Below are 20350 nucleotides of genomic sequence, written 5' to 3'. Positions count from 1 at the left end.
GTTTCGCTCCTGCGCGAAACAATAACCACGCCGTCCGGGCCGGCCGGAGACTCCGGCCATGCGCAGCTACCGCGAACTGTTCCGTACCCCCGAGTTCACCCCGTTCTTCCTGGCCGCGTCGGCGCAGACGGTCGCCGAGACGATGGGCGGACTGGCGCTGGGCACCCTGGTGTACCGGGCGACCGAGTCGCCGCTGCTGTCCGCGGTGAGCATGTTCGGCTCGTCGCTGGTGCAGGTGCTGGGTGCGACGCTCCTGCTCTCGGCGGCCGACCGGCTGCCCCCGCGCGCGGCCCTCACGGCCCTGCCCCTCCTCTTCGCTGCGGGCACGGCGGCCCTGGCCCTGCCCGGCTTACCGATCTGGGCCCTCTTCGTGATCGTCCTGGCCATGGGGCTGGCGAAGTCGGTGGGCGGGGGCGTGCGCTGGGGTCTGCTGAACGAGATCCTCTCCAAGGACGGCTATCTGCTGGGCCGCTCGGTCTTCAACATGATGAGCGGTCTCATGCAGATCGCCGGATACGCGACCGGCGGCGCGCTCGTGGCCCTGCTGTCCCCGCGGGCCTCCCTGCTGGCATCGGCCGCCCTCTATCTGCTGGCGGCCGCGGTCGTCCACCTCGGCCTGACCGGCCGCCCACCCCGCACGGCCGGCCGGCCCTCGGTGTCGGCGACGTGGCGGACCAACGCCCTGCTCTGGTCGTCCGCACCCCGCCGCCAGGTCTATCTGGCCCTCTGGATCCCCAACGGCCTGGTCGTCGGCTGCGAATCCCTCTACGTCTCCTACGCCCCCGACTCCGCCGGCACCCTGTTCGCCTGCGCCGCGCTCGGCATGCTGGCCGGGGACGTCCTGGTGGGCCGCCTGGTCCCACCGCGCCTGCGCCCCCGCCTGGGCTTCCCGCTCCTGCTGCTCCTGGCCGCCCCGTACGTGCCCTTCCTGCTCCACCCCCCGCTGCCGCTCGCGGCGGCCGCCGTCACACTGGCCTCGGTCGGCTTCGGCGCGAGCCTCGTCCAGCAGGAGCGGCTGGTGGCCCTGACGCCCGGCACCCTCACGGGCCACGCCCTGGGCCTGCACTCGGCAGGCATGCTCACGATGCAGGGCGTGGCAGCGACACTCGCGGGCTCGGTGGCCCAACTGACCTCCCCGGCGGGGGCGATGACGGCGATGGCGACGGTCTCGGCCGGGGTGACGCTGGCGCTGATGACGGCGGGAAGGCGGGAGCGGCGGGCGATGGCGGCGGTGTCAGGACCGTGAACTGCTTCGGTGGCCGGTCCGCTGCTCGGCCTCCACGAACACCTCGGGAACCTCGTTGTCGGCGACGACCCGCGACAGCAGGACGGCCAGCCGCTCCCGCTCGGTGCCGCTCAGCCCGGACGGGAGGGCCTCCATCCGGCGGCAGGTCTCGGCGTAGAACTTCTCGGCGAGCGCGGCGCCTTCCTCCGTCAGCCCCACCCGAACGGCCCGTCCGTCGCGCGGGTCGGCCTCCCGCCGCACCAGCCCGCGCCGCACCGTCCGGTCCACGAGCCCGGTCAGACTCGACTTCGCCAGCCCGAGCATCTCGCCGAGCTCGCCCATCCCGTACGGCTGCGGCATCAGCACGCAGAGCAGTTGCCCCTGCTGCGGTGTCAGTCCGTACGTCCGGCTGGCCTCCGCGTACACACCGTCCACCAGGAACGCCGCCCGCACGAGCGCGGCGACCACCCCCACCTGCCCGGTTGCCCCTTTCCCCATCCGGTCAGGGTACCGACCGGTCAGTCCCCGTGCGGGTCACTCCTCGTCCGGGGCGCTCTCGTCCGGGGCACCGCCCTCGATGAGCCGTTCCGCGATGTCGTCGGCCCACTCCTGGGCCCAGCGGCGGAGTCCGGCGACGGACTCGGCGTCGAGGCCGTGGGCGGTGAACGCGCGGTCATCGAGCCAGTCCGTGCCGGTCAGCCGGGCCTGGAGGTCGGTGAGGTCGAAGGGCTCGGTGGCGTGCCGGCGGCCGAGTTCCTCCAGTTCGGGGTGGCTCCAGCGGGCCGAGGCGGCGTGGACGTCGACCAGGTCGCGGGCGAGTCCACGGTCGGCCAGGTCCCGCACCCGGGTGCCGACGAGGTCGTCGAGGGAGAGGGCCGGTCCGAGCCCGGTCGTCACGGGCGGGCGCCACAGCACTTCCTTGCGGATGCCTGCCTCGTACTCCGCACCGGTCGCCGCGTCGGTGACGAGGAACTGGGCGGACAGCGGATCGCTCTCCAGCGTCTGCACGAGCCAGCCGCGCGCCACCAGCCCCGTCCGGACGGTGCCGGCGATGCCGTCCATCCCGGCGGGGTGCTCGGTGGCGACGTCCACGTCCCGGCCGCCCCGCCGCACCAGCCCGTGCGCCAGCACGGCGTACCCGCCCGCGAGGACGAGGCCGTACGCCTCACCCACCGCGAGAAGATCACTGATGAGCCGCCGGACCGGCTCGGGGGCGGGGGGCGGTGCGGACATGTCCTGATTATCGCGTGGGGGATCATCAGGGCAAAGGATCTCTTACGGCTTGCGGCCAACGCCGCAGTAGGCGTCCACACCGGCGGCGTCGACATCGGCGGGCTCCGCCCGCCACTCCGGCACCCGTACCACTCCCGGCTCCACCAGCTCCAGCCCGTCGAAGAACCCGGCGATCTCGGCAACCGGACGGACGTGATACGGCACGGCCCCGCTCGCGTTGTAGGCCTCCGACGCGGCGATCATGCCCTCGCTCGTCGCGGTGCTGTCGCTGATCACCAGGTGGCTGCCGGCCGGCAGCCCGGCCATGAGCCGCCGCACGAGCTCCCGCGCCTGCTCGTGGTCGGCGACATGCCCCAGCGTGTTGAGGATCATCAGGCCGACCGGCCGGGACAGGTCGAGCGTGCCCGCGGCGGCCTCCAGGACCGCCTCCGGGTCGTACAGGTCTGCGTCCAGATAGGCGGTCCTGCCCTCGGGCGTACTGGTGAGCAGGGCGTTGGCATGGGCCAGCACGATGGGGTCGTTGTCGACGTACACGATCCGGGAGTCCGGTGCCACGCGCTGGGCGACCTCGTGCGTGTTGTCGGCGGTCGGCAGCCCGGTGCCGACGTCCAGGAACTGCCGCACACCCTGCTCGACGGCCAGGTACCGGACGGCCCGGCCCAGGAACCGGCGGCTCGTGACCGCCACGTCGACCAGGCCCGGGAAGATCGACTTGATCTGGTCGCCGATCTCGCGGTCGACCTCGTAGTTGTCCTTGCCGCCGACGAAGTAGTTCCAGAAGCGGGCCGAGTGCGGCTTGGACGTGTCGATACGGGCACGCAGGCTGTCGTCGAGCATGGCGGGGCCTCCTGGGGGGTGGGGAAGGGGACCGGTCCACCAACCTAGGTGAACTCCCTGAGGGGATACGGATGTTGTCCGGCCCGCCACCGGGTCACCGTGGGGTTTCGGCCAACGGGCCGTCCGGTGTTGCCCGGGAGGCGCGATGGCGCTTGAGGCCATCGCGCCGTTCGCTCAGCCGGGTGCCACCGCGCGGCCCGTCCGGGGCGAGATCATGCCCGCGCACAGGCCCCGGGACGCCAGTACCCGGGCGATGCCGGGGATCGCTGCGAGGGTGTTGGCTGACCAGTCGTGCAGGAGGATGGTCCGGCCGTCGGTGAGGCGGCCGGCGGCCTGGACGATCGCTTCCGTGCTCGCGCCGTTCCAGTCCTGGGAGTCGACGTCCCAGATGATCTGGGTCAGGCCGTGGCGGGCCGCGACCGACTTGACCGTCGCGTTGGTCTCGCCGTACGGGGGGCGGAACAGTTTCGGTGTGCCGCCTCCCGCGTTGGCGATCGCCTGCTGGGTCCGGGAGATCTCGGAGTCGATCCCGGCCTGGCTCAGGCCGGTCAGGTGCGGGTGGGTGTAGCTGTGGTTGCCGATCCACATGCCGGCGGCCACCTGGGCCCGGACCAGGGACGGGTTGGCGGCGGCGTACTGGCCCTGGTTGAACATCGTGGCCCGCAGCCCGTTCCTGCGGAGCGCGTCGAGCAGGCCGGCCGTGTTGCCGGACGGGCCGTCGTCGAAGGTGAGACCGACGTATCCGCTGCAGGCGGCGGCCCGGGACGGGGTGGCGGTGGCGGCCGTCGTGGTGGCCGTGAGGGTGGCGGCTGCGGCCGTCGCGAGGACGGTCAGCCTCGTGAGCAGCGTGCGGAACGAGGACCTCGGCGTGGCTGCCATGGTCAGCGCACCGTGATGCTGGAGCTGCCGCTGCTCTGGTAACCCTCGGTCGCCATGATCATGTAGTACTTGAAGTTGCCCATGGGCATGCCGGCCCGGGCCCAGGCGTCGAAGTGGTTGCCGGCCGTGATGGTGCCGCCCGTCCTCTTGGACTGCCGGACGCTCCAGTACTGGTCGAAGGTCCGGACACCCTCGACGGACGGGGCGTTGTACCGGGTCGTCTTGTAGATGTCGTACGTGCCGCCGTCGCTGGTGACGGTGCCCTTGTACTGGCCCGTGGGACGGTAGGTGCCCCAGTTGTCGACGATGTAGTACTCGACCAGCGGGTTCGCCGTCCAGCCGTAGAGGGTCAGGTAGGCGTTGCCGGACGGGTTGAACGTGCCGGAGTAGTTCACGGTGCGGCGGGCACCGTTGCTCCAGCCCTTGCCGGCGACGAAGTTGCCGGTGTTCCGCCACGAGGTGCTGTACTTGCCGCCGGAGGACAGGGTCATGGAGACCGTGCCCGGGGCGTCGGTCCAGAAGGAGTAGAAGTAGCCGTTGTCGGTGCCGGTCTTGTTGCTGGTGACGACCGTGTCGGCGTGGGCGGTGCCCGGCATGCCGATGGTGGCGAACGCGACCAGCAGCATGGTGCATGCGCTGCTGATGAGCAGCCGTAAACGGCTCGATGACTTCTTCATGGGGGTGCTTCCTCCTCGTCCTTGTGGGGGTCGGTCGATGGGGAGCTGTGTCATCGGGAGTGTTGGCCGGGCCCTGTCAACTGTCAATGGTTTCGGTGCGAGTTGCGAAATATTCGTTGGCTGTCGGGGCGTGGCGTAGGGTATTTCCCCAGTTCAACCGGTCATTGGCGGCTGGGTGGGTTGCCGGGGTGGTGAGCGCCTTGCCCTTCTGGCGCGGAGAGTGTGGCTCCGGTACTCGAATGTTTCGCATCGTTTCCGGATCAGGCAGCCGGCCAGGTCCATCGCGTCTTCCATGCCTGGATCCGGTTCCGGGAATTACCGCGAATGAATGCGAGAACGTGAGTCACGTCAATGGTTCGGCGGCATTTGAGGGCTGGCTGAAAACCGCCAATAAGGGGCGGAAATTCCGATGTATTCTCCGCGAATGACAGCTACGTCTCCCGCGACGCCCCCCACCCCGTCCGTCACGGACGCTGAGTGCCTCGCGCTCACCCGCAGTCTGCGCCGCAGGGGAACGCTCGTGCTCTCTGTGTTCGCCCTGGTGTGGGCCGTCGCGGCGGCCTCCGGGACGGGCTCGGCCACGGACGCCGCCCCGCTGGGTATCGAGGTGGCGGCGCTTGCGCTCACGGCGGCGGCGATCTACCTGGGGTACCGCAAGAGCGCCTCGCCCTCGTCCCGCATGGTGAGCCTGCCGGCGAACTGGGCGCGCGGCGTGGGCGTAGTCAACTCCGTGGAGCTGGTGGCCATCTTCGCCGTCATCGCCGTGTCCAACGCCTCGGGCCACCCCGAGGCCGCCCCCGCGGGCATCGCCCTCGTCGTGGGACTGCACTTCTTTCCGCTCGCCCGGCTGTACGACCAGTGGCAGTACCGGTGGACGGCGGCGCTGCTGACGGCCGTCGCGGTCGCCGGCTTCGTCCTCGTCGCGGCCGGCCTGGCGAGCGAGACCGTGCGGATCGTGGTCGGCCTGGGCAGCGCGGTGGTGCTGTGGGGCTCTTCGTACCACCTGGCCGTGCGCGGCTGACGCCGCCTGCAGCCTGAGCGCACATGTGGGCCGTGCGACTACAGCCGAAGCAACGGGACGGGCTGAGCGGTCCCGCGCTCGGGCGACTCTCGAGCCGGTCCCGCCCGTCCGTGCGGCTCCTCAGGTTCTCTCTGCTGAGCTGAGAGCCGCCATTCTGCCTCGTGGGCTCAACGGAATCCGCGATGCCTGAGCCGCCCGTGGTTGCAGTTGCCACAGGCACCGGATACGCCTTCGTAGCCGGTGCAACCGCAGAGGAGGCAGGATGTAGCGTCTTCGTCGAAGTGCAAGCCGCTGGCCGCCAGCCGTGCCGTAGCGGCTTCTTGGACGCTGTGTATCTGCTGATCAAGCTTCGCGAAGTCAGCTTGATTCTCAGCGTAGGCCCTTTCCTGAGCTTCTGTCAGGGTTGCGCCGCTCTCCGGTTGCATGATCCCTCCCGGCGAGGAGTGAGGGCGTTCTGTTCTTCCAATCATCCTCCGACGGCTGGAGCGGCGCATGTCCACGTGGCGGCCCTTCAGCCATGCTCGCGCTTCCAGTCAGCGCCAGCGGGGTGTCCTCATTCCAGCGGTCCAAGTAAAAGGCGAAAGTCTGGGTGACGTCGTTGACGTCGGCCGCGGTGGTGCCGCCCCGTGAGGGCCGGCCTGGGGGGTGTCCCCACCCATGAGCGGTGGCTCGCCGGATGGGCGGCGGCATGCGCGAGAAGTGATCGTGTACCAAGACGAACCGACGGATCACGAGGGGGAACGGTGAAGCGTCCTACGGAGCATGGTGTGGCCCGCCGTACGCTGCTGGCCGGCATGGCGGCGGCAGCCGGTGCGGGAACGGTGTGGGGTGCCGCGGGGCCGGCCGTCGCCGACGGGTGGGGGAGACCGGTGGGGAACGTGGCGGTCGATGCCGAAGTGGCGCGCCTGGAGGCCGGGTTGATCGAGCTGCGGCGGGACATCCACCGGCACCCCGAGCTGCCGGGGGAGGAGCGTCGCACCGCGGGCCTGGTGGCCCGGGAGCTGCGAGCGGCCGGCTTGACCGTCACCACCGGGGTCGGCGGCCACGGCGTGGTCGGTGTCCTGCACGGCACGCGCCCGGGCCGGGCGGTCGCGTACCGGGCGGACATGGACGCCGTGCCGCCCAAGGACATCGTCGGGGGCGGCGAGGCCGCGGCCCACCTCTGCGGGCACGACATCCACACGACGGTGGCCCTGGGCGTCGCCAAGGTCCTGGCGCGGCTGCGGCGGCACCTGAGCGGCACGGTGGTGTTCCTCTTCCAGCCCGCCGAGGAGAGCCTGTCCGGAGCCCGCGCGCTGATCGAGGCGGGCGTGCTGGAGCGCACCCGCGTCGAGGAGATCCACGCGCTGCACTGCGGGCCCTTCCCCGTCGGCCGGTTCGCCGTGACCGGGGGCTACGGGATGCCGGGCCAGGACAAGGCGGAGGTGACGCTCCAGGGCCCGGACGCACCCGGGGCCGCGCGGCGCCTGGCCGCCGAGATCGGCGCGCTCGCCACGGTGACACCCCCGCAGACGCCCGCGGACATCGAGCGGATGGTCACCGACGCCCAGACGCCCGACGGCCCGTTCGCCCGCTTCATCGCCCTCCGGGCCTCGGCGCAGGACACCAAGGTGAGCGTGTCCTACCGCTGTTGGCCGCAGGAGCGGTACACGGAGATACGCGGGGAGATCCGCCGGCTGGCCACGTCGTACGCGGGAGCCACGGTCGGCTTCCCCGCCGAGCCGTTCCCGGCCCTGGTCTGCCCGGAACCCGACGCCCGCGCACTCGCCCGCCACCTGCGCCGCACACTGGGCCGTGACTCGGTCGCCACGCTCCGTTCCGCGTTCCCGCCCTTCAGCGGCGAGGACTACGCCCTCTTCCTGGACCGCCTCCCCGGCACCTACACCTTCCTCGGCGTCCGCGCTCCCGGCGCCCCGATCACCACCAGCTACCCGCACTTCCCCGACTTCGCCCCGGACGAGCGGTCCATCGGCATCGGGGTACGGGCGATGGCGGGGTGGCTCGCGCAGCGGAGCCACCGTTAGAGGGTCCACGGAGGTCACGCGGGCCGGGATCCGTGGGGCAGCATCAGCACGGAGCCGGAGTGCAGCGTTACGCGTATCGGTGTGAAGTCGACGGCGTCCACCGGGGACTTGCCGGTACCCGGATTGCGGGCGTAGCGCGGATGGGCACCGGCACTGATCTGCCAGCGGATCCGGTGCCCGGCCGGGAAGCGGTAGGCGGTGGAGCTCATCCGTACGGTGACCTCCGAGGGCGCCTGCCCCACCGTCTCCAGCCGGGCCAGGCCGTCACAGACGTTGGTGGAGCGGCCCCGGGCGTCCACGTCGCACAGGCGGGCGAAGACGTCGGCGTACCCGGTGTCCGTGGACACGCTCAGCCGCGCGGAGACCGGACCGAGGAGATCCACGGGTTCGGCCAGCGGCGGGCCGGTGAACGTCAGGACGTCTTCCCGGCCCTCCAGCACGCTGTTGTCGCGGGGGCCGGCCGTGCGGGAGAGCAGAGGGCCGCCGATGGACGGCGTGGGGTCGGCGGGGTCGTAGCGCAGGGACGCCAGCGGGGCGGATCCCGCGCCGCCCGTGGTCCCGGCGTCGGTTCGCCGGTCGAGATGCCCGTCCGCGGTGGGAACCCATGAGGTGGTGGACGAGGTGGTGGCGGGGGAGAGGGACGGCCAGTCGTCGAGGTCCCGCCAGACGTCCTCGCCGCCTAAGTGCACGCGCACCCGCGTGGGACGCAGCCCTGAGGACTCGCCGCACAGGTGGGCGCGCAGCCAGGCCAGGCTTTCGGCGAAGACCTCCGGCCAGCCCTGCTGCATGGCGGACGTGTGGGTCCAGGGGCCGACGAGCAGGGCGGTGTCGCATCCGGCCTGTCGCAGCCGGGCATACTGCTCGAAGGTCTGGTCGGCCAGGGCGTCGTACCGCCCGGAGATCAGGCTCGTCGGGACGCTCAGGCGCTCGGCGGCCCGTGCCAGGGACGCGCCGTCCCAGTACGGGTCGTCGGCGTCCGGGTGCGTCATCACGTCGTCCAGCCACGGCACTTCTCCGAGCGCGGACACGTACGCCCCGCGCAGCGGCCGCGCGGTGATGATGTCGCGCATACGGCGCTGCAGGCGCAGCGCGGCCCGGGCGAACGGCACGGTCCCCCGGTGCTGGTACGTCATCCCCAGGCCGACGAGCAGGGCGTTTTCCAGCCGGAGGGCACCGTCGGCGTAGAACAGGGCGTACGGGTCGTGCAGACCCACCTGCACCACCATGGCCTTCAGCTCCGGCGGCGGGTCCAGGGCGAGCGCCCACTGCACGTATCCCAGGTAACTGGGACCGACCGTCCCCAGCGTCCCGTCGAACCAGGGCTGATCGCGCAGCCAGGACACCGTGGCCAGGCCGTCGGCGGCCTCGTTGCGCCACAGATCGAACGTGCCGCCCGAGCCGCCGGTGCCGCGGCAGCTCTGCAGGACCACGTGGAAACCCTGCTCGGCGAAGAGCATGCCGTACATGGGGGACCAGGGCAGGCCCCTGCCGTACGGCGAACGCACCAGGAGGGTGGGGAAGTCGCCGGTGGTCCGGGGGAAGTAGTGGTCCGTGACCAGCGGACTTCCGTCGGCGGCCGGCACCACAAGCCCCGGCTCCCACCCGACCTCGTGCCGCTTGTCCGGCAGGCCGCGCCAGATCGCCCTCATCATCCGTGAGGACAGCGGCGGCTTCCGGCCGGGCGGTGTCCGGACAGGCCTGGCCGCAGGGTCGTGGTCGCGTGATGCCATGGGTCCCTCCTCTATTTTCGTACGTCGTACGAGAATAGAGGATGCTTGGATGGCGACCACCACCACGGCGACTCGTATCGACGGCAGACGGGAGGACGAAGACGGTGACGCGTGACGGCGGCGGGTCCGGGACCCCCGGGACCGACCCTCGACAGCTGTGGCTGAGCCCCGAGCAGCCCCGCAGGGGCCGCAGGCCGGGCTTCAGCCGCGAGGCGATCACGGCGGCCGCCGTTGCCCTGGCCGACGCGGAAGGGCTCGAAGCGGTCACCATGCGGCGGGTCGCCGCACAGGTCGGAGCCGGAGCCATGTCGCTCTACAGCTACGCCTCCGACAAGGAGACGCTGCTGGAGCTGATGGTCGACCACGTCAGCGGCGAACTGCCGGCGTCGGCTCCTCTCACCGGTGACTGGCGCGCCGACCTGAAGGCCATCGGCCACCGCCAGCGCGACCTCATGCTCCGCCACCCCTGGCTGCCCACCGCTCTCTCCACCCGCCGCAGCCCCGGCCCCAACACCCTGGCGTTCCTGGAACACGCCCTCGCCGCCCTGCGGCCCACCGGCCTGGACGGCGCGGCGAAGCTGGAGGTCTTCGCCCAGCTCACCGCATTCGTCGCCGGGCACGTCACCTACGAGATCACGCAGGCGGCAGCCGCCAGGTCCCCCGACCGGGCCGCGGCGGAAGCCCGCTACCTCGCCACCGTCGCCACGGACGGCCACCACCCGGAACTCGCCGAAGCCCTCGCGGCCCCCGCACGCGCCGTGACCCCCGAAGCCACCTTCACGCGCTTCCTCAACCGTCTGATCGACGGCCTCGCCACCGGCTGATCCCGCTCTGGCGGAGGCGCGGTCAGCCGCGGGGCAGGAGAAGGCGGGAGAGGGCGGCGGTGGCGAGGAGGAGGGCGGCGACGGCGAGCAGGCCGATGCGCATGCCCGGGAGGGAGAAGTCCCCGCCGGGGCCGGTGAGCAGACTGCCGAAGAGGGCGACGGCAAGCGCACCGCCGGTCTGGCGAAGGGAGTTGAGCAGCCCGGAGGCGGTCCCCGCGCGCTCCTGCGGGACGGCGTCCATCAGCAGCGCGGTCACCGCGGGCACCGCGAGCGCCCCGCCGACGCTCAACGGCAGCAGCAGGACGAGCACCAGCCACACCGGGGTGTGCGCGGCCAGCGGCAGCATGGCCAGCATCGCTCCGGTGAAGACCAGCTGCCCGGTGACGATCACCGGCCGCCGCCCGATCCGCTCCGCCATCCGCGGCGACACCAGGTTGGTCGCCGTCACCACCGCCGACATCGGGACGAACATCAGCCCGGCCGCGATCGCCGACATCCCGCGCAGCTGCTGGTAGTACAGCCCGAGCAGGAAGATCCCGCCGTAGAAGGCGGCGTTGACGGCGAAACCGACCGCGAGCGGGACGGCCACCCGGCGGTCCCTCAGCATCCCCAGCGGGACCATCGGCCGGCGGTGCCGGGCCTCCACCACGTAGAAGGCGTACCCGGAGACGAGGGCGAGGGCAGCGGCGGCCAGCACGGGCCCGCTGGTCCAGCCGAGGTGGCCGCCCTCGATCACCGCGAAGGCCAGCCCGGCCAGGGCCAGTACGGCGGTGAGCTGGCCGCCGCCGTCCAGTGCGGCGGGCCGGCGCGGGGAGCGCGGCACCCGGACCAGCAGGCCCAGGATGACCGCGCCCACAGGGAGGTTCAGCAGGAAGACCGCCCGCCAGCCGGCCGAGTCGGTGAGCAGCCCGCCCAGTACCGGACCCGCGGCCATCGCCACCGAGCCGCCGACCGTCCACAGCGCGATGGCGCGGGCACGCGCCCGGGCGTCGTCGTAGGCCTGCCGGATCAGCGCCAGCGAGGCCGGCATCACGATCGCGGCGGCGGCACCCTGCGCCACCCGCGCGCCGACCAGCACGCCGATGCCGGGCGCGAGCGCACAGGCGAGCGAGGCGAGGGTGAACAAGGCGACGCCCCACGCGTAGGCGCGGCGGGCGCCGATGCGATCGGCGAGGGCGCCCGCGGAGAGCATCAGGGCCGCGAACATCAGGGTGTACGCGTCGACCACCCACTGGAGCCCGGCCATCCCGCCGCTGAGGGAGTCCCGGATCGCGGGCAGCGCGATGTTCACGGCCGAGACGTCGATGGTGATCACGGTGAAGCCGAGCAGCGAAGCGACCAGGGCGACGCGGCCCCGCCGAGGCATGGCCGGGCCCTCGCCGGGCGGCGCGGACGGCCGGGCCCGGCCCGACCGCGGTCGCCACGGCACGGGCACCGACGGCGCCGAGCCCTGCCCGGGGCTAGGGGGCGGGGACGGGGCAGGCGTGGCCGGCATGGTGAACTCCTGGTGCGGGTGACGGCTGAGCAGTGACGACCGGGCGGGCGGCCGCGGCCCGTTTCCCGAGGCCGCGGACCGGTGTCGCGCACCCCCTGGGCCCCGGCGGACGGGCCGCCCGCTCCGGCAGCTCAACTCTCCTCCCGCACGCGGCCGCCCGGCAGACCGCGCTGTACCCGGGGTGCGGCGTTCCAGGCCCTGACACGGCCCCCCACGCTCCCCGACCGCCTGCGACAATGGCCGGATGGCAGCAGCGGACACGCGGGGCACGGAGCTCGGCCGATACCTGAAGGCCCGCAGGGCGCAGGTGCGCCCGGAGGACGTCGGTCTCCCGGCCGGCGCGGGCCTGCGCCGCACTCCCGGACTGCGCCGTGAGGAACTGGCCGCGCTGGCCGGAGTGAGCGTCGACTACTACATCCGCCTGGAGCGCGGCCGGGAGACCAACCCTTCCCCCGCCGTCGTGGACGCCCTCGGCCGCGCCCTGCGGCTGCGCGGCGACGGTTACGAACGCCTGCACGAGCTCGCGGAACTGGCCTCCGGCCGGCCCTCCGAACTGCCGGCCTGCTCGGACCACACCGTCCGCGACTCGGTCCTGCGGATGCTGGAGACGGTGCGCCCGCTGCCCGCCTATGTGGTGAGCCGCTACAACCGCGTCCTGGCCGCGAACCCGCCCGGTCGGCGGCTGATGCCCGGACTCTGGGACTGGCCGGAGGACCAGCGCAACCTGACCCGCTACCTCTTCCTCCACCCGGTCGGCCGGACGCTCTACGAGCCGTGGGAGGAAACCGTCGCCTCTTCGGTGGCGCACCTGCGGGCGGTCGCCGGGGCCGACCCGGACGATCCCGAGCTGACCACGCTCGTCGGCGAACTGATGCTGAAGTCGGCGAAGTTCGCGCAGCTCTGGGAGCGGTACGACGTCTGCGAACGCGGCGGCGGGCAGAAGTGCTTCCAGCATCCGAAGGCCGGTCGGATGACCCTGACCTACGAGGTCATGCGACTGGCCCGGACGGGCGGCCAGCGCATGGTGGTCTACCAGGCAGCCCCCGGCACCCCGGACGAAACGGCCATGCTCGGTCTGGACACCACGGCCACTCCCGCGAAGCCGGCCCCCGCGGAGCCCTCCGCCACCCCTTCCCGGGCCCACGCCTCGACTGGCTGACCCGGCGGCCTGTGCCCCTCAGAAGGCGAGGTCGTCCCACCACCAGGTGATGGACGGCAGTGGCGGCGGTTCGTCGCTGGTGTCCAGCGGACGGTCGGCCCAGGGGATGCGTTCGGGCGGGGTCACTTCGCCCGGGCCCGCCGTGGCGCTGTTGAGGCTGAGGTAGCGCGGTACGCGCAGTCCCCACTCGATGTTGCCGCGGATGCCGTGTCCGAGGTCGGTGAGGTAGCGGCGCAGTTCGCCGCTCGCCCGGGGCAGGACGCGCTCGCGCAGGACGAGGAAGCGGCGAAGCACCCGGTCGCGCAGGGCGACGGCGTCCGCTGCCGCGCGGGCGGGCGGGGAGCCGTCCTGCCGCATCAGCACGACGAGGATGTTCTGCTCGGCCTGGTGGCGGCCGGTCTCCTTGGCGAGGGACTGACGGTCGTTGTCCAGGGCGGCGACCAGGATGGCCATCTCGGTCAGGGCGCAGACCGCCGGTGAGTCCATCTCGCGGGCGGGCACCTCGGCACCGTTGGCGATCTCCAGCATCGCGTAGGTGGGTTCTCCTCCGGCGGAGTGCAGACGCATGGTGACGTAGTCGTCGAGCGTCGGCATGAGCCCGCGGGAGCGGTTGCCGATCTGCCACTGGACTCCGGCCAGCCAGGCGCGGTGCGCCTGCTGGAAGCGCCGTACCTGGACGGGCGTGGCGCAGGCCCGGAAACGCTCGCCGAGGTCGTGGATCGCCGCGGCGTAGGGGTCGTCGAAGCCGCGCGGGCCGGGGGTCTCCAGCGCGCGCTGCACACGTCCCGCCATGGCGGAGAACGCGGCCGGGTCCGTACTCAGCGTCCCCTCGTCGCAGCGCGCGTCGTCGATGGCGAAGCCCCAGTACACCCAGCAGGCGGCGACCCAGAGGCGCTCGACGTCGGCCTCGGGGGCGAACCGGGCGTAGAACTCGGCGCTGTTGCTGCCGAGCACCCACGCGCGCTCGGCCGGGGTGCGGCAGAAGCCGAGCCGGTCGACCCAGTCGACGGACCGCCGCTCGACCTCGTCGACCTCGGGGTGGATGGCGGGCTCGATCGGGCAGTAGAACGGAGGGAGTTCGGACGGAGGAAGTTCGGATGGCGGAAGGCCGACTGCGGTGGCGTCCACTGTTGCTCCCGGGCGGCTGTCAGGTATGGGTGAGTTCGCGGGGCAGGGCGAAACGCGTCATGAGGTCCTCACCGTGGCGGCGGTGGCGAGCCGGGTCAGCGCGGCACGGACGGCCGGGGGAAACGGGGACCGGTCGAGGGAGTCGACGGCCTGCCGGCAGCGTGCGTGGATCATGCGCTCGACGGTGTCGAGCGCGCCGGTGTCCCGCAGAACGCCACGGACGACGGCGGCGCCGTCCTCGTCGAGACGGGCATCACCCACCAGCGCCCGCAGCGTACGGGCCTGGGCCGGGCCGGCCTGCCGCAGGGCGATGGCCAGCAGCGCGGTGTGCTTGCCCTCGCGCAGGTCGTCCAGGCACGGCTTTCCCGTCACGGAGGGATCGCCGAAGACGCCGAGCACATCGTCGCGCAGCTGGAACGCCTCGCCGAGCGGAAGGCCGTAGGCACTGCACGCCTCGTGCGTCCTGTCGTCCCCGCCGGCCAGGGCGGCGCCCAGCTGCAGGGGGCGTTCCACGGTGTACTTGGCCGTCTTGTACTGGGCGACGGTCAGCGACGCCTCCAGGCCGCTGTCGAGGTCCGTACTGACGAGCAGGTCCAGGTACTGGCCGTACATGAGCTCGCTGCGCATCGCGTCCAGCACGGGACGGGCGGCGGCCAGCCGGTCGGCGGACAGCCCGCTTGTGTGGAGGAGTTCGTCGGACCAGACCATGGCGAGGTCGCCGACCAGGATCGCGCCGTTGACCCCGAAGCGTTCGGCGTCCGTCAGGTCGGGGCGGCCGGACGCGCGGTCGGCCAGGGCGCGGTGAACGGTGGGGCGCCCGCGCCGGGTGTCGCTGCGGTCCATGATGTCGTCGTGGATGAGGGCGAACATGTGGAAGAGCTCCAGTGAGGCGGCGGCGGGCACGACCGGTGCCAGCTCCCCGCCGCCCGCCGCCAGCCAGCCGCAGCAGCACAGGACGGGCCGCAGCCGCTTGCCGCCCGCGCCGAGCAGGCCGCGCAGCAGCTCGGTGAACTGCCGCAGGCCGGCGCCGGTGCGGGCCTTGCCGTCGAGGAACTCCGCCAGGGCCGCCTCGACGGCCGCCGGTACGTCGTCGAGGCCGGGGGCGTGGGCCACGAGAGCGGTCATGACGTCTCCCCGGTGAGGCGGAGGGCCTCCTCCAGGAGGGTCTCCACGATCTTCGACTCGGGGACGGTCCTGACGACCCGGCCCTTGACGAAGATCTGGCCCTTGCCGTTGCCGGAGGCGACACCGAGGTCGGCCTCGCGGGCCTCGCCGGGGCCGTTGACGACACAGCCCATGACGGCGACGCGCAGCGGATGCGGAAAGCCGTCGAAGGCCGCCGTCACCTGGTCGGTGAGCCGGTAGACGTCCACCTGGGCGCGGCCGCAGGAGGGGCAGGAGACGATCTCCAGGTGACGGGGGCGCAGACCCAGGGACTGCAGGATCTGCTCGCCCGCCTTGACCTCCTCGACGGGCGGCGCCGACAGCGAGACGCGGATGGTGTCGCCGATGCCCTCGGACAGCAGCACTCCGAAGGCGACGGCGGACTTGACGGTGCCCTGGAAGGCCGGCCCGGCCTCGGTCACGCCCAGGTGCAGCGGGTAGTCGCAGGAGCGGGCGAGGAGCCGGTAGGCGGCGATCACCGTTCGCGGGTCGTGGTGCTTGACCGAGAGCTTGATCTCGCGGAAGCCGTGCTCCTCGAACAGTGCGCACTCCCACAGCGCGGACTCCACCAGCGCCTCGGGGGTGGCCTTGCCGTACTTGGCGAGCAGCCGCCTGTCCAGCGATCCGGCGTTGACGCCGATGCGGATGGGCACGCCCGCGTCCGCGGCGGCTCTGGCGATCTCCTTGACCTTGTCGTCGAACTGCCGGATGTTGCCCGGGTTGACCCGCACCGCCGCGCAGCCGGCGTCGATGGCCGCGAAGACGTACCTGGGCTGGAAGTGGATGTCGGCGATCACCGGGATCCGGGACTTCCTGGCGATGACCGGCAGCGCGTCGGCGTCGTCCTGGGACGGGCAGGCCACCCGGACGATCTCGCAGCCGGCGGCGGTCAGCTCGGCGATCTGCTGGAGCGTGGCGCCGATGTCCGCGGTGACGGTGGTGGTCATCGACTGCACGGAGACCGGGGCGTCGCCTCCGACGGCCACGGAACCGACCATGAGTCTCCGGCTGGGGCGCCGCGACGGGGCGGCTGGGACGGCGGGCATGCCGAGGTCTACGGCCATCATGCGCTCCACAGCGGGCTGGGGGTGGTGTCCAGGGGGCGTCCGGCGCGGGCACGCAGGGCGGAGGGGACGATTCCGTGGGCGACCGGGCGGCTGGCGGTGCGGGCGAATCCGAGGTTCTCGAAGCAGTTCCGGTGGTCGGCCGGGCCGGACGTGTGTGGGCCACCGCCGGTGCCCTTGGGGGTGCGCCGCAATCCACGCAAGTGGGGCGTCAGTTCCACCACCCTGCCGCACTCGTGCGGCAGTTCCGGGCATGGAATGTCGGGGGTGACGGAAGTCAGCGACATGGTTCCATTGAATTGTGCCTGTCGTGTTCGCGGAAGAATTCGGGAGCTCAGGCATTGTTGAAGGAGTTGAATCAGGAGAGCCTTATCACGGCTTTTTGCGCTGACGCCTGACCGCCAGGGCGCCGAGCGCCAGAGCCATTTCTTTCGGACCCACGTGAAATCCCGTCGGGCCTGCCGCCAAAGGCCCTTCGTCCATCGCCACCCGCATGGCCAGGTCACGGTTCGCGAAGTCGCGGGCGAGGCCGCGCAGTTGTTGCGACGCCGCGGCGCCCCCGGCGACGACCTCCAGGACCGTGCGCATGACCTGTTCGGCGGAGAAGGACTCCCTGAGCAGGTCGGTGACGATGCCGGACAGTTCCTCGGAGAACACGTCGACCAGGGAGAGCTCCGGGCACAGGTGGCGGATCGACCCCTCGATGTTGGCGAAGGACTTGCCCAGGATGGACACCATCGGGCTGGTCCGGATGCCGCGCCGCGTGGAGTGCTGGAGGACGGCGGTCAGGGTGACGCCGAAGTCGAGTTCCTCCAGGGACGCGGTGGCGATCTTCGGCACCAGCGCCGCCATGTCGTCGGCGAACGCGGCGGCCTGCGTCCACGCCGTACAACTGCCCATGTCGATCCAGGCCCGCGCCGTACCGGCGCCGTCGTTCATCGCCAGGTTGAGCAGGAGCAGCAGAATGCTGTTGCTCATGGGACGGTCGATGCGCCCGACCATTCCCCAGTCGATGATCGTCGCCTTTTCCCCGGGGTGCACGAAGATGTTGCCCGGGTGCGGGTCGGCGTGGAAGACGCGGTCGACGAAGTAGCCGCGATACATGAAGGCCAGCAGTTCGCGGCCGATGTCCTGCCGTTCCCGCACCGGGAAGGCGTCCCGGTCGGCCTCCCGGATGGGACGACCGGGCGCCAGGCTCTGCACCAGGACGCGCGGCGTGGCGTTGACCACCCGCGGAACGTCGATGTACTCGAAATCCTGGGCGACTTCCCGTGCGCGTTCCATGTTGCGGGCCTCCAGCACGAAGTCCAGTTCGGGGCGCATCGCGTCGAAGACCACCGACAGCATGGCCTCGATGTCGATGACGTCGTTGAACCGGGGCATGCGCTTCGCTGCGAAGCGGGACACCTTGCGCAGCAGGGCCATGTCCTCTTCCATGACCTCCCGGACGCCGGGCCGCTGGATCTTGACCGCGACCTGTTCGCCGTCGGGGAGGACGCCTCGATAGACCTGGGCCAGGGAAGCGGTCCCCAACGGCTGTGTGGTGTCGATGTCCCTGAAGCTCCGCTGCCAGCCGGGGCCCAGCTCCTGTGCCAGCACCGGTTCGAAGGCGGAGAAGGGAGCCGGGGACACCTGGTCGTGGAGCTTCTCGAACTCGCTGATCATCGCCGGAGGGATGAAGTCGGGGCGGGTGGCCAGCATCTGCCCGACCTTGATGTAGAACGGGCCGAGGCTCTCCAGGGCCTGCCGTACGCTCCGGGCGCGCCGCTCCCCGGCGTCCGGCCGGTCTCCGGCGGGCCGGCGACCCGGCCGGAAGGTGTACGCGGCCTCCCGCCCGATCAGGTCACCCAGGGTGCGTGCCACCAGACGGCCTCGGCCGCTCCCATGCACGTGTGCCCGCCTCTCTCTGTGTGACGACGACCGGACGGGCTCACCACGCCTACCGCTGTTCCGGAGCCATCCTCGCGATCTTGTCCTTGAGGTCGGCGAGTTCGGCCCTCAGCTCGGCGACCTCCCGCCGGTCCCGCTCCCGCTCGTGGCTGACCTGGTCACGGACCCGGTCACGAGCACGGTCGCGGTCCCCGTCCCGGTCGCGGTCACGATCGCGGTCCCGGTCACGGTCGCGATCGCGGCAGTCGTCATCGTCATCGTCGTCATCGTCGTCGCAGTCGTCGTCCAGGGCTTTGCTCAGGCTGTGGCGGATGTCGCACTCGAACTCGTCGGCGTCGTCCAGCACATCGTCGACGAAGTCCTCGGTGGCCTCGACGATGTCCCTCAGATAGCAGCTGATGCTGGAACGGCGATTACGCCGCCGCCTGGATCGGCTTCTTGCCATTGCACGGAACCTCTCTGCTCCTGTGGTCCGGAAAGTGGGGCCGCTTCATACGTTCACGGCCGGGAAGGCCATCAAGCGGGCCACGCCTCCCTTGGGTGTTGAACGTGTTGTGCGCGGCCGCACACGCACCCGGCGTCCATGGCACCGCCGTTCATCGCGGCCGCTCCACGGCCCTGTCGGCGCGGCGCAGCAGGGCCCTGACCGGGGGGTGGGCCGCGTGGACCCGCAGGCTTCCGCGCAGTTCGGCCAGGATCCGGTCGGCCCGGCCGGACCGCAGGTGGAGGTGGTCGTCGAGGAACCGGTGACATGCCGCACAGGACTCGTCCAGCCGGCCGCCGCCGAGGAGCAGCCGAGCGATCTCCGCGTGGGCGAGCGCCCGGGAAAGGTACGCGTTCGCCGGGCAGTACTCCACGGACAGACGCAGCGCGGCGATCGCTGCCGCACGGTCGCCGAGGGCCGCCAGCGTTCGCCCCTTCCAGAAGGCGAAGGAGGCCCAGGCGGAGCGGAACGCGCGCGCGTCGTGGCCGGTCGTGCCGGGAGCGGGCACCTGGTGCTGATGCCGTTCCGCCGTGGCCAGGGAGGCGGTCGCCCGGCAGCGATCCCCCACCGTGGCCTGGGTGAGCGCGAGTTGGGACAGCAGGGAGGCCCGGACTTCATGAGGGGTGTCAGCGGGGGCGGTACTGACGGCGGCCTCGGACAGGCGCAGGGCCATGCGGTGGTGCCCGAGGTCGAGGGCGTGGGTGCTCATGCTCCGCAGTACGACGGCGTACGTCGTGCGGTCCGAGGCCTCGGCGGCCAGCAGGAGAGCGGCGCGGTGGTACTGCTGTGCCGCGCCGTTCTTCACGTCGTCGACGTACATGCGGGCAAGCACGTGCACCAGCCGAGCCGCCTCCGCCAGCAGCCGAAGGTGTGTGCTCTCGTGGCTCTTCGCGTGCAACCGGGGAACGACGTCGTCGTGCAGGTAGGAAACCAGGGCCGAACGAGCGTGGCGTCCGCCGAAGTCTCCTGCGCGGTGGAAGAAGTCCACGGCGGTCCGCAGGCTCTCGACGTCCTCCGGGCCCGTGGGCCCGCTTGCTGTCGGCCGCTGCGCGGAGCAGCAGTCCTGACTCCTCTCCGGCCACACCGGCACGTCAAGTCCCCTGACGCTGTAGACGGACTGGTGCACCAGGCGCTGGCGCGCTGGATCGGCGTCCATCCCGCACAGCGCGGCCAGATACGCCACCGCGTCCGTCTTCCTCTCGGTGATCGCCCCGTCGTAGGGAACGTCGGTCAGCACGTCGGGAGCGGAATCCCCCATGCCGAGCTCGGTGAGAGCCACGGGGCGGCGCAGTCTGCGAGTGAACGCCTCGGCGATCAACTCCCTGGTGCGGGGCCGGGGAACCGACCCCGCCAGCCAGTGGGCCACCGAGGTGCGGTCGTAGCACAGACGCATGCCGTTCTCGGCACCGAGCGCGTTGACGTTCCGGGCCAAGGCCTCGTATGTCCAGTCGGCTGTGGAGAGCAGCATCCGCAGGGAGTCGTTGGCTGCACGACGGGTGACCATCCCCCCTCCTCA

At 71.8% G+C, this 20350-nt stretch carries 19 protein-coding genes; 5 read left to right on the top strand and 14 right to left on the bottom strand.

The annotated features are described in order from the left end of the window. Window positions 1-58 precede the first annotated feature (58 nt). Window positions 59-1246: an MFS transporter gene (locus ACH4G3_RS30140; protein ID WP_397627468.1), complete on the top strand. Its 1188-nt coding sequence runs from the start codon at window positions 59-61 to the stop codon at window positions 1244-1246. On the opposite strand, the gene ACH4G3_RS30135 is transcribed toward ACH4G3_RS30140, so the two are convergent. The 5 genes from ACH4G3_RS30135 to ACH4G3_RS30115 form a co-directional block, all read right to left on the bottom strand. Continuing rightward, window positions 1235-1723, bottom strand: a complete 489-nt coding sequence (locus ACH4G3_RS30135) for a MarR family winged helix-turn-helix transcriptional regulator (protein WP_397627467.1) — start codon at window positions 1721-1723, stop codon at window positions 1235-1237. The genes ACH4G3_RS30140 and ACH4G3_RS30135 overlap by 12 nt on opposite strands. A 36-nt stretch (window positions 1724-1759) precedes the next feature. Continuing rightward, window positions 1760-2458, bottom strand: coding sequence for a hypothetical protein (locus ACH4G3_RS30130; protein ID WP_397627466.1), 699 nt, complete (start codon window positions 2456-2458; stop codon window positions 1760-1762). Between the two features lie 42 nt (window positions 2459-2500). Beyond that, window positions 2501-3295 (bottom strand): SAM-dependent methyltransferase, encoded by a 795-nt coding sequence (locus ACH4G3_RS30125; protein ID WP_397627465.1) that lies wholly within the window; start codon window positions 3293-3295, stop codon window positions 2501-2503. Window positions 3296-3469: 174 nt separating this feature from the next. Further along, on the bottom strand, window positions 3470-4174 hold the full coding sequence (locus ACH4G3_RS30120; protein ID WP_397627464.1) for a polysaccharide deacetylase family protein: 705 nt from the start codon (window positions 4172-4174) through the stop codon (window positions 3470-3472). 2 nt (window positions 4175-4176) lie between these two features. Next, complete coding sequence (locus ACH4G3_RS30115; RefSeq protein ID WP_397627770.1) at window positions 4177-4800, bottom strand: glycoside hydrolase family 11 protein; 624 nt, start codon at window positions 4798-4800, stop codon at window positions 4177-4179. 475 nt (window positions 4801-5275) lie between these two features. Between ACH4G3_RS30115 and ACH4G3_RS30110 the strand changes: the two genes are divergently transcribed. Further along, window positions 5276-5872 (top strand): DUF7010 family protein, encoded by a 597-nt coding sequence (locus ACH4G3_RS30110; protein WP_397627463.1) that lies wholly within the window; start codon window positions 5276-5278, stop codon window positions 5870-5872. 794 nt (window positions 5873-6666) lie between these two features. Further along, window positions 6667-7896 (top strand): M20 metallopeptidase family protein, encoded by a 1230-nt coding sequence (locus ACH4G3_RS30105; RefSeq protein WP_397627769.1) that lies wholly within the window; start codon window positions 6667-6669, stop codon window positions 7894-7896. 14 nt (window positions 7897-7910) lie between these two features. On the opposite strand, the gene ACH4G3_RS30100 is transcribed toward ACH4G3_RS30105, so the two are convergent. Continuing rightward, window positions 7911-9626, bottom strand: coding sequence for a CocE/NonD family hydrolase (locus tag ACH4G3_RS30100; protein ID WP_397627462.1), 1716 nt, complete (start codon window positions 9624-9626; stop codon window positions 7911-7913). Window positions 9627-9730: 104 nt separating this feature from the next. On the opposite strand from ACH4G3_RS30100, the gene ACH4G3_RS30095 reads away from it, so the two are divergent. Then, complete coding sequence (locus ACH4G3_RS30095) at window positions 9731-10450, top strand: TetR/AcrR family transcriptional regulator C-terminal domain-containing protein (RefSeq protein ID WP_397627461.1); 720 nt, start codon at window positions 9731-9733, stop codon at window positions 10448-10450. 22 nt (window positions 10451-10472) lie between these two features. Here the strand turns inward: ACH4G3_RS30095 and ACH4G3_RS30090 are convergent, their stop codons facing one another. Then, window positions 10473-11945 carry an MFS transporter gene (locus ACH4G3_RS30090; RefSeq protein WP_397627460.1) on the bottom strand — a complete coding sequence of 491 codons (1473 nt, stop codon included), beginning with the start codon at window positions 11943-11945 and terminating at the stop codon, window positions 10473-10475. Between the two features lie 244 nt (window positions 11946-12189). On the opposite strand from ACH4G3_RS30090, the gene ACH4G3_RS30085 reads away from it, so the two are divergent. Beyond that, complete coding sequence (locus ACH4G3_RS30085) at window positions 12190-13104, top strand: helix-turn-helix domain-containing protein (protein WP_397627459.1); 915 nt, start codon at window positions 12190-12192, stop codon at window positions 13102-13104. Window positions 13105-13122: 18 nt separating this feature from the next. Here ACH4G3_RS30085 and ACH4G3_RS30080 read toward each other — a convergent pair whose 3' ends face one another. The 7 genes from ACH4G3_RS30080 to ACH4G3_RS30050 all read right to left on the bottom strand — a co-directional run bounded on the left by ACH4G3_RS30080 (window position 13123) and on the right by ACH4G3_RS30050 (window position 20338). Then, on the bottom strand, window positions 13123-14232 hold the full coding sequence (locus tag ACH4G3_RS30080; RefSeq protein ID WP_397627458.1) for a terpene synthase family protein: 1110 nt from the start codon (window positions 14230-14232) through the stop codon (window positions 13123-13125). A 57-nt stretch (window positions 14233-14289) separates the two neighbouring features. Next, a complete protein-coding gene (locus tag ACH4G3_RS30075) occupies window positions 14290-15357 on the bottom strand; it encodes a polyprenyl synthetase family protein (RefSeq protein ID WP_397627457.1) in 1068 nt (355 codons plus the stop codon). Further along, window positions 15354-16463, bottom strand: a complete 1110-nt coding sequence (gene ispG / locus ACH4G3_RS30070; protein ID WP_397627456.1) for a flavodoxin-dependent (E)-4-hydroxy-3-methylbut-2-enyl-diphosphate synthase — start codon at window positions 16461-16463, stop codon at window positions 15354-15356. The genes ACH4G3_RS30075 and ispG overlap by 4 nt, the downstream gene beginning before the upstream one ends. Continuing rightward, window positions 16460-16747: a hypothetical protein gene (locus ACH4G3_RS30065; protein WP_397627455.1), complete on the bottom strand. Its 288-nt coding sequence runs from the start codon at window positions 16745-16747 to the stop codon at window positions 16460-16462. Before ACH4G3_RS30065 ends, ispG begins: the two co-directional genes overlap by 4 nt. Window positions 16748-16832: 85 nt before the next feature. Next, window positions 16833-18323, bottom strand: coding sequence for an ABC1 kinase family protein (locus ACH4G3_RS30060; protein ID WP_397627454.1), 1491 nt, complete (start codon window positions 18321-18323; stop codon window positions 16833-16835). A gap of 76 nt (window positions 18324-18399) precedes the next feature. Further along, the gene (locus ACH4G3_RS30055; protein WP_397627453.1) at window positions 18400-18795 is read right to left on the bottom strand and encodes a hypothetical protein; all 396 of its coding nucleotides are present in this window, start codon (window positions 18793-18795) and stop codon (window positions 18400-18402) included. Window positions 18796-18946: 151 nt separating this feature from the next. Further along, the gene (locus ACH4G3_RS30050; RefSeq protein WP_397627452.1) at window positions 18947-20338 is read right to left on the bottom strand and encodes an NsdA family TPR-like regulatory protein; all 1392 of its coding nucleotides are present in this window, start codon (window positions 20336-20338) and stop codon (window positions 18947-18949) included. Window positions 20339-20350: the final 12 nt, after the last annotated feature.

It is taken from the genome of Streptomyces afghaniensis, assembly GCF_044327915.1.
In the GTDB taxonomy this organism is placed as follows: Bacteria; Actinomycetota; Actinomycetes; order Streptomycetales; family Streptomycetaceae; genus Streptomyces; species Streptomyces afghaniensis.
Note: the sequence above shows the minus strand (reverse complement) of the source record. Positions and strands in the feature narration are given on the sequence as shown.